This window comes from Mycobacterium szulgai, assembly GCF_002116635.1.
Classification (GTDB): Bacteria; Actinomycetota; Actinomycetes; order Mycobacteriales; family Mycobacteriaceae; genus Mycobacterium; species Mycobacterium szulgai.
On record NZ_LQPW01000082.1, the window covers coordinates 26,849 to 41,359 of the forward strand.

At 62.7% G+C, this 14,511-nt stretch carries 9 protein-coding genes; 4 read left to right on the plus strand and 5 right to left on the minus strand.

Features of this window, described 5'->3' with window-relative positions:
* Nucleotides 1-23 precede the first annotated feature (23 nt).
* The gene (locus AWC27_RS12970; protein WP_085670852.1) at nt 24-737 is read left to right on the plus strand and encodes an MBL fold metallo-hydrolase; all 714 of its coding nucleotides are present in this window, start codon (nt 24-26) and stop codon (nt 735-737) included.
* A 15-nt stretch (nt 738-752) separates the two neighbouring features.
* On the opposite strand, the gene AWC27_RS12975 is transcribed toward AWC27_RS12970, so the two are convergent.
* On the minus strand, nt 753-1,172 hold the full coding sequence (locus AWC27_RS12975; RefSeq protein ID WP_372516889.1) for a hypothetical protein: 420 nt from the start codon (nt 1,170-1,172) through the stop codon (nt 753-755).
* A gap of 118 nt (nt 1,173-1,290) precedes the next feature.
* Between AWC27_RS12975 and aceA the strand changes: the two genes are divergently transcribed.
* Entirely contained in the window at nt 1,291-3,591 is a 2,301-nt protein-coding gene (aceA, locus tag AWC27_RS12980) for an isocitrate lyase ICL2 (RefSeq protein ID WP_085670854.1), read from the plus strand.
* 21 nt (nt 3,592-3,612) lie between these two features.
* Here the strand turns inward: aceA and AWC27_RS12985 are convergent, their stop codons facing one another.
* The 3 genes from AWC27_RS12985 to AWC27_RS12995 all read right to left on the minus strand — a co-directional run bounded on the left by AWC27_RS12985 (nt 3,613) and on the right by AWC27_RS12995 (nt 11,316).
* The gene (locus AWC27_RS12985) at nt 3,613-4,422 is read right to left on the minus strand and encodes a sulfotransferase family protein (protein ID WP_085670855.1); all 810 of its coding nucleotides are present in this window, start codon (nt 4,420-4,422) and stop codon (nt 3,613-3,615) included.
* 139 nt (nt 4,423-4,561) lie between these two features.
* Nucleotides 4,562-8,023: a PPE family protein gene (locus AWC27_RS12990; RefSeq protein WP_085670856.1), complete on the minus strand. Its 3,462-nt coding sequence runs from the start codon at nt 8,021-8,023 to the stop codon at nt 4,562-4,564.
* 548 nt (nt 8,024-8,571) lie between these two features.
* Nucleotides 8,572-11,316 (minus strand): PPE family protein, encoded by a 2,745-nt coding sequence (locus AWC27_RS12995; RefSeq protein WP_085670857.1) that lies wholly within the window; start codon nt 11,314-11,316, stop codon nt 8,572-8,574.
* Nucleotides 11,317-12,195: 879 nt separating this feature from the next.
* On the opposite strand from AWC27_RS12995, the gene AWC27_RS31060 reads away from it, so the two are divergent.
* Both AWC27_RS31060 and AWC27_RS13005 read left to right on the plus strand, forming a co-directional pair.
* The gene (locus tag AWC27_RS31060) at nt 12,196-12,603 is read left to right on the plus strand and encodes a hypothetical protein (protein WP_211281623.1); all 408 of its coding nucleotides are present in this window, start codon (nt 12,196-12,198) and stop codon (nt 12,601-12,603) included.
* 110 nt (nt 12,604-12,713) lie between these two features.
* The gene (locus AWC27_RS13005; RefSeq protein ID WP_085670858.1) at nt 12,714-13,877 is read left to right on the plus strand and encodes an LLM class flavin-dependent oxidoreductase; all 1,164 of its coding nucleotides are present in this window, start codon (nt 12,714-12,716) and stop codon (nt 13,875-13,877) included.
* Nucleotides 13,878-13,889: 12 nt separating this feature from the next.
* On the opposite strand, the gene AWC27_RS13010 is transcribed toward AWC27_RS13005, so the two are convergent.
* Nucleotides 13,890-14,357 carry an SRPBCC family protein gene (locus AWC27_RS13010; protein WP_085670859.1) on the minus strand — a complete coding sequence of 156 codons (468 nt, stop codon included), beginning with the start codon at nt 14,355-14,357 and terminating at the stop codon, nt 13,890-13,892.
* Nucleotides 14,358-14,511: the final 154 nt, after the last annotated feature.

Below are 14,511 nucleotides of genomic sequence, written 5' to 3' on the forward strand. Positions count from 1 at the left end.
GACATGCGCGCTACCTTTCATTGATGCACTTCATCTGGGAACAGCTGACCGCGAGCATCCATCGGTGTCGGCTGGCGTTCTGTGATGTCACCATTGGGCTGGTGCAGGGCCAAACCGGAGCGCTGCTCGTCGATACCGGAACCACGCTCACCGAGGCGGCGGCGATCGACGCTGACGTCCGCGAGCTCTGCGCGTCCCCGGTGACCCATGTCGTATTGACGCACAAGCACTTCGACCATGTGCTGGGTTCGTCGATGTTCGCCGGGGCCGAAATCCACTGTGCGCCTGAAGTTGTCGATTACCTCTCGTCGGCTACCGGACAGCTGCGCGATCACGCCCTGCACTACGGGGCGAATGCGGCCGAGGTGGATCGCGCTATCGCCGCCCTGCGGCCACCCCCCAATGGAACGTGTGCGTCGGTCGTCGATCTCGGCGATCGCACGGTGACGATCACGCATCTGGGCCCCGGGCATACCACCGGGGATCTGGTGGTAGTGGCACCTTGCGCCGACGGCGAGAGCAGTCCGGTCGTGGTGTTCACCGGCGATCTGGTCGAGGAGTCCGCCGATCCCTACATCGATGCGGATTCCGATGTGGCCGCCTGGCCGGGCACCCTCGACCGATTGCTGGAACTGGGCGGCGCGGCTGCCCGCTATGTTCCGGGTCACGGCAGGGTTGTCGACGCGGAGTTCATCCGCCGCCAACGAGATTGGCTGACCGAGCGCGCCGCCGGCTGACGCCGCTGACCGGCGCTAGCTCGCCTTCGCCGAGCAGGCGGCGACGAGCGCATCGGGATCAGTCACGCTGAGCACCAGCTGACTCACCTTCACCGACTTGCGCATCCACACCTTGGCCTGCGCCGGCGGGTCGATCGTCAGCGCCACCAGGCCTTTTAGCGATCCATTCACCAGCCAGCGCGAGCCGAAGAAATGCACTCCGGCGGTGTATGCGCGGCTGTTCGTCGGCTCGGCATTCTTGATTGATCTCAACGGGATGTCGGCGGTAAACGCCCAGCCCATCTTCACGTGAAGGTTCTGCCCGTCGACTCGCAGCTCGCTGGTTTTGGGGCCGAGCCCAAGCGGCACCGATAGCAGGAGATACCACCGGTCAAAGCGCAATTCGGTCTGCACGGACTCGACGGTACTCGCAGTCGAGTCCGTGCGGAGAGCAATTTCTCGCCACCTCGCCGCCACTGGTGGGGCGCGTTGTCGGCCGGTGATTTAGATCACTCGCTCGAGGAATACACTCTCTGCGTCAGGGGAAATCGGGGCTGAAGAGGAGCGTAAGGCCATGGCCATTGCCGAGACGGACACTGCGGTCCAATCATCGTTCGAGCAGGACTTCGAGAAAGACGTCGCCGCGACCCAGCAGTACTTCGACAGCTCGCGCTTTTCGTCGATAACTCGGCTTTATAGCGCCCGACAGGTCGCCGAACAGCGCGGCACCATTCCGACCGACTACACCGTGGCGCGCGAGGCCGCGGCGGCGTTCTACGTGCGTCTGCGCGAACTGTTCGCCGAACACAAGAGCATCACCACGTTCGGGCCGTACTCGCCGGGACAGGCCGTGAGCATGAAGCGGATGGGCATCGAGGCGATCTATCTGGGCGGCTGGGCAACCTCGGCCAAGGGTTCCACCACCGAAGACCCCGGCCCCGACCTCGCCAGCTACCCGCTGAGCCAGGTGCCCGACGACGCAGCGGTGTTGGTGCGCGCCCTGCTCACCGCTGACCGCAATCAGGAATACCAGCGCCTGAACATGAGCGAACGGGCGCGAGCTACGGCTCCCAACTACGACTTCCGTCCGTTCATCATCGCCGACGCCGACACCGGCCATGGTGGTGATCCGCACGTGCGCAACCTGATTCGCCGCTTCGTCGAAGTCGGCGTGCCGGGTTACCACATCGAGGACCAGCGACCGGGGACCAAGAAGTGCGGACACCAGGGCGGCAAGGTTCTGGTGCCGTCGGACGAACAGATCAAGCGGCTCAATGCCGCCCGCTTCCAGCTTGACGTCATGCGAGTGCCCGGCATCATCGTCGCCCGCACCGATGCCGAGGCCGCCAACCTGATCGACAGCCGCGCCGACGAGCGCGACCAGCCGTTCCTGCTTGGCGCCACCAACTTGAAAGTGCCGTCTTACAAGTCCTGCTTCCTGGCGCTGGTGCGCCGCTTCTACGACCTGGGCGTCACGGACCTCAACGGCCATCTGCTCTATGCGCTCAGCGACGGCGAATACGACGCGGCCAACGCATGGCTTGAGCGCCAAGGGATCATGGGCCTGGTGTCCGAGGCCGTCAACACGTGGCGGGAGAACGGCCAGAAGTCGATCGACGACGTCTATGACCAAGTCGAGTCCCGGTTTGTGGCCGCCTGGGAAGATGACGCCGGGGTCATGACCTACGGCGATGCCGTGGCTGAGGTGCTTGCATTCGGCGAGAGTGAAGGCGAGCCGGCCGGCATGAGCACCGAGGAATGGCGGGCCTTCTCCGCGCGCGCGTCGCTGTACGAAGCGCGGCAAAAGGCAAAGGAATTGGGCGCCGACGCCAGTTGGGACTGCGAGCTGGCGAAAACACCTGAGGGGTATTACCAGATCCGCGGCGGCATCCCGTATGCGATCGCCAAGTCGCTGGCGGCCGCACCCTTTGCCGACATCCTCTGGATGGAGACCAAGACCGCGGATCTGGCCGATGCCCGGGAGTTCGCCGAGGCCATCCACGCCGTGTTCCCCGAACAGATGCTGGCCTACAACCTCTCGCCATCGTTCAACTGGGACACCACCGGCATGACCGATGACGAGATGAAACAGTTCCCCATAGAGCTCGGCAAGATGGGCTTCGTCTTCAACTTCATCACCTATGGCGGGCACCAGATCGACGGTGTTGCCGCCGAGGAGTTCGCCACCTCACTGCAGCAGGACGGCATGCTGGCGCTGGCTCGATTGCAGCGCAAGATGCGTCTGGTCGAGTCGCCGTACCGCACGCCACAGACCTTGGTCGGCGGGCCGCGCAGCGACGCGGCACTGGCCGCCTCGTCAGGGCGCACGGCCACCACCAAGGCGATGGGCAAGGGCTCCACCCAACACCAGCACCTGGTGCAGACCGAGGTGCCCAAGAAGCTGCTGGAGGAGTGGCTGGCGCTGTGGAGCGACCACTACAAGTTGGGTGAGAAGCTGCGCGTGACACTGCGGCCGCGCCGCGCCGGGTCGGACGTTCTCGAACTCGGGATCTACGGCAGCGGCGATGAGCAGCTGGCCAACGTCGTCGTCGACCCCATCAAAGACCGGCATGGTCGCAGCATCCTGCAGGTGCGCGATCAGAACACCTTCGCCGAGAAGCTACGGCAGAAGCGGCTGATGACCTTGATCCACTTATGGCTCGTGCATCGATTCAAGGCCGACGCGGTGTACTACGTCACGCCTACCGAGGACAACCAATACCAGACCGAGAAGATGAAGTCCCATGGGATCTTCAGTGAGGTCTATCAGGAAGTCGGCGAGATCATCGTCGCCGAGGTGAACCACCCGCGCATCGCCGAGCTGCTCACACCCGACCGGGTGGCGCTGCGAAAGTTGATCCTCAAGGAGGGATGACGAGCGCTGGCGCGAGCCGGCTCAGATGACCTGCACACCCTCCGGGACTGTCGCCGGGTCGCGCCAAAAGGAGTGTCCGATAAAGGCCTGGAACAGATCGGGCGGCAGCAGCGTCTTGCGTGGCTCGGCCCGGACCGCGCCGCGCACCGTGTGCAGCCCAGGTGTGCCGGCTCGTTGGTCGAACTCGGTGACGTCGTAATCGACGTGGCCGAAGTCGTGCTCGAAAACCGGCTCGCCGATAAACGAATAGATGGCGTGCATCGTCTTGGCCGGGTCAGTGGTCAGTGTCTCGTACTGAACGAGCAGCAAGCGGCCGACTTGTTCGCCGAAGCACGCCTGCTTCAGCGCCTCGAATGGACCGCCGACCATTCCAGCCGACGACACAATCTCATGGGCACGGGTATAGACCGTCCCGCCGGGGCTGTAGCTGAATAGCCCGGAGGGATTGAAGACGTTGCGCTGGATCAGGCGCTCGATGCTATCTACCACCCAGGGCAGATCACGCACGCAGGCAATGACTTTCGCGTCGGGAAACAGCCTGGCGATCGTCGACATGCGAGCGCACCACACACGGCTGGTATCGAAGATCACCTCGGCACTGCAATCGGCGTAGTAGTTGTCGAACAACCCGCGCAGGATTCGCTCGCGCTTGGCGTCGTCGAGGAACGTCGAAAACTCGTTGCTTGCGCTCATCTGCCCGAGCAGGCCGGCGAACAGACCCTCCAGCGGACCCGACATTCCCGCCTCGAATCGTGGGTTTTGCCGCAACAACGCGGCCAGCAGCGTCGAGCCCGAGCGCGGCAGGCCCGAGATGAAGTGGATGGATCTCATGGATACGTCTCCCGTCTACGCCCACAACATGGCGCTGCTGGTGGACATCAGGGCTGCTAGGCCAGCAAGCCTATCCGATTTCAGTTTTGGCTCAGCGTCCGTCGCTGCAACTTCTTTCACGCGGCCTGCACCAATGCCGTTACGCGGTCTGGAAGAACAGGCCCGACAGGTGGTGGCCGACGCCGGCGACGCCCGAGACGAAGCTGTTGACCGCGGCGGGCAGGGTGCCGGTGTTTGCGAAGCCCGAGACCGCGCTGCCCAGGTTGTTGAAGCCCGACACCAAACCACCGTAGTTCTGGTAGCCCGAGCCGCCCAGCACCCCGGTGGGGTTGGTGTTGAACCAACCCGAAAGACCGGTGCCGTTGTTGCCGTACCCGGAGTTGCCGCCGGGGCCGGAGTTAAAGAAGCCCGATGACGGACCGGTACTCGCGTTGAAGTAGCCGGGCGCCGGCGGGACGTCGAACCCGCCCAAGACGGTGGCCGGCATATGAATGCTCGGGATGGTGAGCGGGGGCGTGGTGAAGGCCGCCAAGCCGATGGGCGGGATGGTGAACGGCGGCGTCGTCATCGCCGGAACACCCAACTGCGGCAACGTAAACCCGTCAACCGCGATCGGCGGAATAGCAAACGGCGGCGTCGTCATCGCCGGAATACCCAACTGCGGCAACGTAAAACCGTCAACCGCGATCGGCGGAACGGCATACGGCGGCGTCGTCATCGCCGGAATGCCCAACTGCGGCAACGTAAACCCGTCAACCGCGATCGGCGGAACGGCATACGGCGGTGTCGTCATCGCCGGGATACTGAGCTGCGGCAACGTAAACCCATCGACCCCGATCGCCGGAATGGTCAACTGCGGAGTCGCGAACTGCGGAGTGCTGAGCGACGGCAGCGTAAACCCATCAGTCGCGATCGCCGGAACAGCTATCTGGGGAGTCGAGAACTGCGGAGTGCTGAGCGACGGCAGCGTAAAGCCCTGTGCTCCGATCGCTGGAATGGTCAACTGCGGAGTCGTGAACTGCGGAGTGCTGATCGACGGAAGCGTAAAGCCGTCGGTCACGATCGGCGGAATGCTCACCTGCGGAGTATCGAACTGCGGAGTGCTGATCGAGGGAAGCGTGAATCCACTGGTCACGATGGCCGGAACGGAAATCTGGGGAGTGGTGATCGTGGCAGTGGTGACGTCGGGAAGGTCGAAGCCGGCCACGCCGATGGGGTTGATGTGGATTGCGGGGAGATTGATGGTCGGAAGGTTGATAGCGGGGACATTGATTGATTCGATCGCGTAGGGGATTGCGAACCCGGAGAGGTCACCGCCGCCGATACTGATATACGCCTGGGGGCCGCCAGCGCCCCTCGTGGTGCCAGGACCATTAACGCCCCCGCCGATTTGTGGTACCACGCCGCTAACACCTGTATTGGCAAAAGATAGGTTGTTCGGAATATACAACACGACATTCTTAATAAACGCCGAGGGCAGGTAAACATGGCCGGTACTTAGTGTTCCCGCTATCCTGGGAGTAGTAAACGCATTTGTGCTGAGGCCGCTGATCGTAATTGCCGGGGTATCCAATGCCGGCAGGCTAAAGCCACCGATATGGGTGCCGCGGGCTAATGTGATGGGCGGAACACTGATTGCCGGGAGGGTCAGCGGGGGCAGGTTAAACGCGCCTACCGTGCCACCCGACGGAATATTGATGGGCGGAACAGTCACCCCCGGAATAGTCAGCTTCGGCAGGTTGAACGCACCCACGGTGCCGCCTGAAGGAATATTGATCGGCGGGACAGTCACTCCGGGAATGGTCAGCTGGGGCAGACTGAATGCGCCCACCGTGCCGCCTGAAGGAATATTGATCGGCGGAACAGTCACCGCCGGAATAGTCAGCGGCGGCAAACTGAATGCGCCCACGGTGCCGCCTGAAGGAATATTGATCGGCGGTACCGTCACTGACGGAAGGGTCAGCTGGGGCAAGCTGAACGCACCCACCGTGATATTCGCCGGCGTCGTCGCAGCCGGAATCGACAACGACGGCAACGTCAACCCCGGCAAGCTGAACGCACCCACCGTGATATTCGCCGGCGTCGTCGCAGCCGGAATCGACAACGACGGCAACGTCAACCCCGGCAAGCTGAACGCACCCACCGTGATATTCGCCGGGGTTGTCGACGCCGGGATCGACAGCGATGGCAAGGTCAGGGCGGGCAGCTCGAAGGCGGGAACCGACACTCCCGGTATCTGAAGTGGCGGAAGTGTTAAGTCCGGGGTCTGGATGGCAAAGTGCAAGCTGCCTTGTCCCACGCCCCGGTAATAGACGCCATTGTTCATGTCGCCCGTGTTGAGCAGTCCATTGTTCATGTTCCCGAAGTTCAGCGCACCGGTGTTGATGTTGCCCGGGTTGAACACGCCGGTATTAGAGCTGCCCGTGTTGAAGCCGCCGGTGTTCGAAGAGCCCGAGTTGAAGCCGCCGAAGTTGAAGCTGCCGGTGTTGAAGTTGCCGGTGTTTGCGTTTCCGACATCCAAGAATCCGGTGTTGAACGAACCCGCATTGAGAAAGCCGGTGTTGCCTTGTCCCGAGTTGAACAAACCGGTGCTGAAGTGGCCGGAGTTTCCGATGCCGAAGCTGCCGTTGCCCGAGTTGAAGAAGCCGATGTTGCCGTTGCCCGAATTGAACAAACCGATATTGCCGGCGCCCGAGTTCAGTCCGCCGATACCGATCTGGTTGTTGCCGGTTAGCGCGAAGCCGATGTTGTTGTTGCCGGTGTTCGCGAATCCGACATTGCCGCTGCCGGTATTGGCCAACCCGATGTTGAAGTTACCCAGATTCGAGAAGCCGAAGTTGCTGATGCCCGCGTTACCAAAGCCCAGATTGTTGCTACCCAGGTTTGCCCAGCCGAAGTTTAAGGTGCCGAAATTACCGGATCCGAAGTTGGTGCTGCCCAGGTTCGCACTGCCGATGTTGCCCCAGCCGTTGTTGGCATTGCCGACATTGCCGCCACCGGCATTGCCCAATCCCAGGTTCAGAGTCGTGGTACGGCCCGGCACGGCCGGCTCCCCGGCCGCGGCCGGCACGCCGCCCAAACCGGATAGCGGTTGCGCGAAGGGAGAGAGCGCGGACACCACCGCTGACGCCCCGGCGTGATAGGCCGACATTGCCGACACATCCAGTGCCCACATCTCTTCATACAGACCCTCGAGCGCCGCGATCGCCGGCGCGTTCTGCCCGAACAGATTCGACAGCACCAGCGACACCAGGCTAGAGCGATTGGCCGATACCAAAGCCGGACTCACCATCGCCGCACGCACCGCCTCGAACTCAGCGGCCATGGCACCCGCATGCGAGGCCGCCTGCCCGGCCTGCGCCGCCGCACTGCTGAGCCAATTCACATACGGAGCAGCCGCCGCCGCCATCGCCACCGACGACGCACCCTGCCACGACCCATTCACCAGACCCGAGGTCACCGAACCGAAAGACGCCGCAGCCGAACCCAATTCATCTGCCAACCCGCCCCAGGCGGCCGCGGCTTCCAGCATCGGTTCCGACCCGGCACCTGCGAGTATCAGAGCGGAGTTGACCTCCGGCGGCAACACTGAAAAGTTCATCGCTCCAACCTCTCTCCAGCGGCATCAAGCCAAATAGCACTCAGGACAACCCGCTACCGCCCGACCGCTGCGTCGGCCGTCAAGCTGATGTCGTAGCGGAGAAGCTACGCGGACCACGAAGGGCATTTGTTCAATTTATAGAAACGAGACCTAACCGTTATCTGATCGTGATAACTTTTGGCAATAATTGCCAATTTGCTTTACAAAGGTGGTTCAGAGCGACAGTTCCGCCACTGATGTCAAGCACGTGCGGGCCCGGGCCGATGCCTACTTCCGCTGTTGCCAGTGCATTTCGGTGAACGAACGTACTCATCGCGTTAGTGTCGCTAACAAAATATTCACCCGCGAATCAGACGAAAAGCGGGCGGTACGAACTGTTGAATTCAGGCGTACGCACGCCGAATTCTCACGAAAAACATGCAGTTTTCAGGCGGGTACGGTGCGCGTCGTGGCATTGGTCCCAGCCGCGGCGTGCGCACCAGGGCTCGAAAGATAGCGGGCCCGCCCGGTCGGTCCAGGCAAGCGCCGACGGGCAGTTCTAAGGCTGATTAGGGCCCGGTGCCCTGGAACAGGAAGCCCGAGAGCTTGATACCGGTATTGGCAGCGCCGGACACAAATGCCGCGCTCGCGCTGCCCAAGGGGTTCGCGTTGAGCAGACCCGAGATTGTGTTCCCGACGTTCATCACGCCAGACACCAGCCCGCCGGCATTGTTGAAGCCCGAATTGCCAAGGCTGACGGCTGAATTGCCGAAGCCCGAGCTGTTCGCGCCCCAGTTCGAGAAGCCGGATGTACCGCCCGGCCCGTAATTGAAGAAGCCCGAAGACGGGCTGCTGGTCGTGTTGGCGAATCCTGAGCTCGACGGATAGTTGAAGAGCGGAACGCTGAGCGGGCCGGCACTGCCGACCGCGTTGAGGTTCAGCGGGATTGGCGGAATCGTGATCGGCGGGATGGTGTACCCATTCGGGCCGAACAAGGTGCCCTCGATGCCCAACGGGATCGGCGGAACGTAAATCTTCGGAACCGTATAACCGTTGGGGCCGAACAGAGTCCCCTCAACGCCCAACGGGATCGGCGGAACATAAATCTTCGGAACCGTATAACCGCTGGGGCCGAACAGAGTCCCCTCAACGCCCAACGGGATCGGCGGAACATAAATCTTCGGAACCGTATAACCGCTGGGGCCGAACAGAGTCCCCTCGATGCCGAGCGGGATCGCCGGTATCTGTATCGGCGGGAGGGTGTAGCCGTTCGGGCCGAATACGGTGACGTCGAATATCCCGATTTCGAACGGGATGGTCGAAATCGGGCCGATGGCTGCATATGTCGGGCCGCCGGGGAGACCACCCTGAACGCTGATGCCGATTGGGAGGTCGACATTCATGTAGATCGGTCCGGCACCGCCGGGACCTAATAGAACACTCCCGAACGGAAACGATGGGATTGTGATTGCCGTTCCACCGTTTCCAATACTGCCGCCCACGTTGATCGCCAGTGGGATCGGGTTGATACCAATGGACGGGACTTTGATGGGCCCGACCGACAGATGCAATGGCGGCAGGGTGATCGGCTGGACCGCCGGGTCCGATATGACAAAGGGGCCGACGGTGCCGCCGATCTTCAGCGGGATCGGAGGCAGCGTAATCGGCTGCACGGCCGGATCGGAAACAACGAACGGGCCAACCGTACCGCCGAGATTCAACGGGATCGGAGGCAGCGTAATCGGCTGCACGGCCGGATCGGAAACAACGAACGGGCCAACCGTACCGCCGAGATTCAACGGGATCGGAGGCAGCGTAATCGGCTGCACGGCCGGATCGGAAACAACGAACGGGCCAACCGTACCGCCGAGGTTGAGGGGGATGGGGGGAAGCGTGAACCCATTCGGGAACAGAGTGATACCGCCAACGGATCCGTCTGCGTTGATACCCAGCGGGATCGGCGGGATCGTCAGTCCAAGGCTGGGCCCTAGCCCTTGGAAGCCTCCGCTCCACAAGACGCCGTTACTGTAGTTGCCCGCGTTGAGGGCGCCAGTATTGACGTTGCCCGCGTTGAGGAAGCCGGTGTTGACGCTGCCGATGTTCAAATATCCGGTGTTGGAGTTGCCGGGGTTGAAGTCACCGGTGTTCAAGCTACCTATATTGAAGCTACCGGTGTTGTAATTTCCCGCGTTCGTGAAGCCGCTATTGGCGATGCCAGCGTTGAATAGACCGGTGTTGACACTTCCTGAATTGAAGAGGCCGGTGTTGTAGTTACCGGAGTTGCCGATGCCGAAGTTCCCGGTGCCGGAATTGAAAAATCCGACGTTGCCGGTGCCTGAGTTGAACAGACCGATGTTGCCGGCGCCTGAGTTCAGCGCACCGATACCTACCTGGCCGTTTCCGCTAAGGCCGATACCGATGTTGCCGTTGCCGGTGTTGCCGAAGCCGAAGTTCCCGATACCTGCGTTCCCAAAGCCGATATTGTTGCTACCGGTGTTCCCCGCGCCGAAGTTGTACCCCGTAGTCGATGAGGAGGCCGCGTTTCCGAAGCCGAAGTTTCCGGTACCGATATTTCCGCTGCCGAAGTTTCCACCGCCGAAGTTTCCGCTGCCGATATTGCCGCTACCGATATTGCCGCTACCGATATTGCCGCTGCCCGAGTTTCCATTACCAAAATTCAGGCTGCCCAGATTTGCCAGGCCGAAGTTGATGACCGTGGATTTTGTCGACGAGATTGCTGCCGCGGGTGAGGTTGCCGCTGCCCCTGTGGCCGCCGGGCCCGCGCCGGCCAGGCTCGGCAATGGTTGGGTGAACGGCGTCAGCGCCGCGGCGACCGCCGAGGCCCCGGCGTGATAGGCCGACATTGCCGACACATCCAGTGCCCACATCTCTTCATACAGACCCTCGAGCGCCGCGATCGCCGGCGCGTTCTGCCCGAACAGATTCGAGAACACCAGCGACACCAGGCTAGAGCGATTGGCCGATACCAAAGCCGGACTCACCATCGCCGCACGCACCGCCTCGAACTCGGCCGCCATCGCTCCCGCATGGCCGGCCGCCTGCCCGGCCTGCGCCGCCGCACTGCTGAGCCAATTCACATACGGAGCAGCCGCCGCCGCCATCGCCACCGACGACGCACCCTGCCACGACCCATTCACCAGACCCGAGGTCACCGAACCGAAAGACGCCGCAGCCGAACCCAATTCATCTGCCAACCCGCCCCAGGCGGCCGCGGCTTCCAGCATCGGTTCCGACCCGGCACCTGCGAGTATCAGAGCGGAGTTGACCTCCGGCGGCAACACTGAAAAGTTCATCGCTCCAACCTCTCCCAAGCGGCATCAAGCCAGAATCAGAACCCACGACAACCGGCCACTGGCCCCGACCCGGAATCGGTTGTCTCCTTTGAAGTCGTAGCGGACAAGCTACGTGCAGACCCGAAAACAATCACGTCTATTATCGCGAAAAGGCGAAACCGTTATCTAACTGTAATAACTTTCAAAGGCAATTGCTAATTCTCTTTACACGCGCCTCGCGGAGTCGCCGCTCCGGGCGCAATGTCAAGGCCAGTATCACCGCTATCAGGGCGGAGTTCGCCCCTCCCAACGGGTTTGGCGGACCTGCCGTACCAGTAGTTACTGTCTTTGCTAAATGGATCTCGCAAATAAGAATTCCCTTTCAGCACAAATGCAGGCCGCGTCAAGAAAATTGACATGGCACTCAAGCAATTGACAAGTAGACCGACAAATGGCAGTAGGTTCAGCGCGGCTGAACCGCGGCAGCACCACCGATGCGTCATCGAATGATCGGGCGTGACCCCCGACCGCAGTCGGCCATTGACAATCGTACGGCTTGAACTGAAACATTCTGCCACCAAAGACATTTCACTGACGGCTGCCATTGTGAGGTTGGTGGTACCGATGACGGCGGGCGGTTCCCGGTTGGCCAGTCTGCCCGGCGACTGTTGTTGTTGGGATCGTGTCAATCCGAAACCGCGCCGCGTGCAGCCGCATGGTGGACTGGCCTGCGGCCAAGCCGCTGGATCCCACCACAACCCCTCATCTGGTTGGGCGAAGACCCGATCTCTGCCCGACCGATGTGAACTTGGCCAACCCGTTTTCGCATCCGAAAAAGGGGTATGAGAACCGATACCTGAGACAACAGTGGCTCAGATGAGGATGGAGAGTGGGGACTCGATGAGATCTGAAGCCAAGACGGCGTTTGCGGTTTTCGGCGGCGGCGCCATGCTTGTCATGGCGGTCGCCTGCGGCGGCGGCGGTAACAAAGCGCCCAGCAGCACAACCTCCCCGACAACCACCACGCCGACCACGACAAGCGCGCCGGCCGGAACACCGGGCCCGTCGGAAACCGCACCTGGAGGTCCCTCCGGCACTGGCGGTCCGGGCGGTGGCGGCGGCACCGTTCCGGGTGGTCCCAGCGGCAGCGGCGGTCCTAACGGCGGGGGCGGCAGCGTGCCGGGTGGTCCCACGGGCGGCGGCGGACCCGGCGGTGGCGGCGGCACGATCCCCGGCGTCGGCGGCGGTGGTGGCGGACCGGGCGGTGGCGGCGGATGCGTCGGCAACGTCTGCGGCGGCTACCCGTGATCGAGCATCGCTGTTGAGCAGTTCAGTCGATGGGGCCACTTGCTGGTCCCATCGGCTTTTGGTCTCCCGCGGGCTAAGGTTCGGTCAAGCCGATCGCAAGGGAGCCGTCAATGGCCAAGCTCAGATTCGGATATTTCATCGCCCCATTCCATCACGCCGGCACCAACCCGACGCTGGCCTTGCAGCGCGACCTGGAGTTCGTCGAGCATCTCGACGCCCTCGGCTTCGATGAAGTGTGGCTGGGTGAACACCACTCAGCGGGCAGCGAGATCATCAGCTCGCCGGAGATTTTTATCGCCGCAGCCGCCGAGCGGGCCAAACGAATCCGGTTCGGCACCGGAGTCATCTCGCTCTCCTACCACAACCCGCTGTGGGTCGCCGACCGCTTGATGTTGCTCGACCACCTCACCCATGGGCGCATCATCGGGGGAGTGGGACCGGGGTCACTGCCTACCGATTCGGCGATGATCGGGCTCAACCCCACCGACACCCGCGAACTGCTGGAGACCAATCTCGACATCCTCGCGCGCCTGCTCGCCGGCGAGACCGTGACCGCCAAGACGGCCACGCACCAGCTCGTCGATGCCCAGCTGCAGTTGGCGCCGTACTCCGACGGCGGAATCCCGCTGGCGGTAGCCGCGGTCGCGTCGCCGACCGGGGCGCGGCTGGCCGGCCGGCACGGCATCGGCCTGTTGTCCATCGGGGCGACGCTGACCATCGAAGGCTTCAACGCGCTTGCCTACCATTGGGACATCGTCGAAGAGCGGGCGGCGACCTTCGGCACCCGGGTCGACCGCAAGAACTGGAGTCTGGTGGGGCCATTCCATATCGCCGAAACCGACGAGCAGGCGCGCGAAGATGTGAAGTTCGGCATCGAGCCCTGGTTTCGCTACTTCCAGAAGGTGGCGGCTTTTCCGCAGATGACCATGCCAGGAGAGCGGCTCGACGAGATGATCGACATCATCAACGCCAACGGCGCCGGGGTTATCGGATCCCCGGAGCGGGCGCGAGCTCAGGTGCAGCGGCTCTGGGATCAGTCGGGCGGATTCGGCTGCATGCTGCAGATGGGACACGAGTGGGCCAATCCGGCGGCGACCAGACGATCGGCCGAGTTGTTCGCCGCGGAAGTCATTCCGCACTTTCAGGGTCAGGCCCAACCGACGCTGGACGCCGCAGCGCGGGCCAGCGAAGCCCGCGACGACCTGGCCCAGACTCATCTGCAGGCCATCGAGCACATGACCAAGAAGTATCAGGACGAGGTCGGCTCGAAATAGCTCGAACGAACGCTAGCCCGCGGTACCGGCCTCACGCTCCGCCGCCTTCACCAGACGCCCGGCAAACAGCTTGACCGCACCGCCCAGTGCTGCCCGCATCACCGGGCCGGTGCCGGCAACTCCTTCGATGAACGAGCCGCTCCAGCGGATATCGGTACCACCGGAAGCATTCGGCGTCAGGACCACCTCACCCGTGTAGTCCTTGGCGGGGGTTGACGGCGCGACCAGCTTGTAAACGTGACGGCGGTCCTGCTCGTACTCGATTGTCTGTTCCTGGACGAACACTGGCCACATCCCGAGCTTGCGGATCGCCCCGACGCCGCCGGGCGCCGGATCGCCCTTTTGCACCCAACTCGACTGTGCAACAATCGGTTTCGCCCATTCCGACCAGCGTGCACCGTCGGTTGCGAGCCGGAACACCGTCGCGGCCGGCGCGGTGCTGGTCTTGTTGACCTCGAACGTGAACTTCCGACCTGACATGCCTGACTCCTGGTGTGACAGCTGACCTGGCCCGTTTTGATCCCATATTGCGTTGCCGCGTACCCTACCGCGACGCAAAACTATCCCCGATCGGGCATCGTCAAGGGCATACTCACGATGTGCCGAACACCGAGACCATCACCGTTCCTCCCGC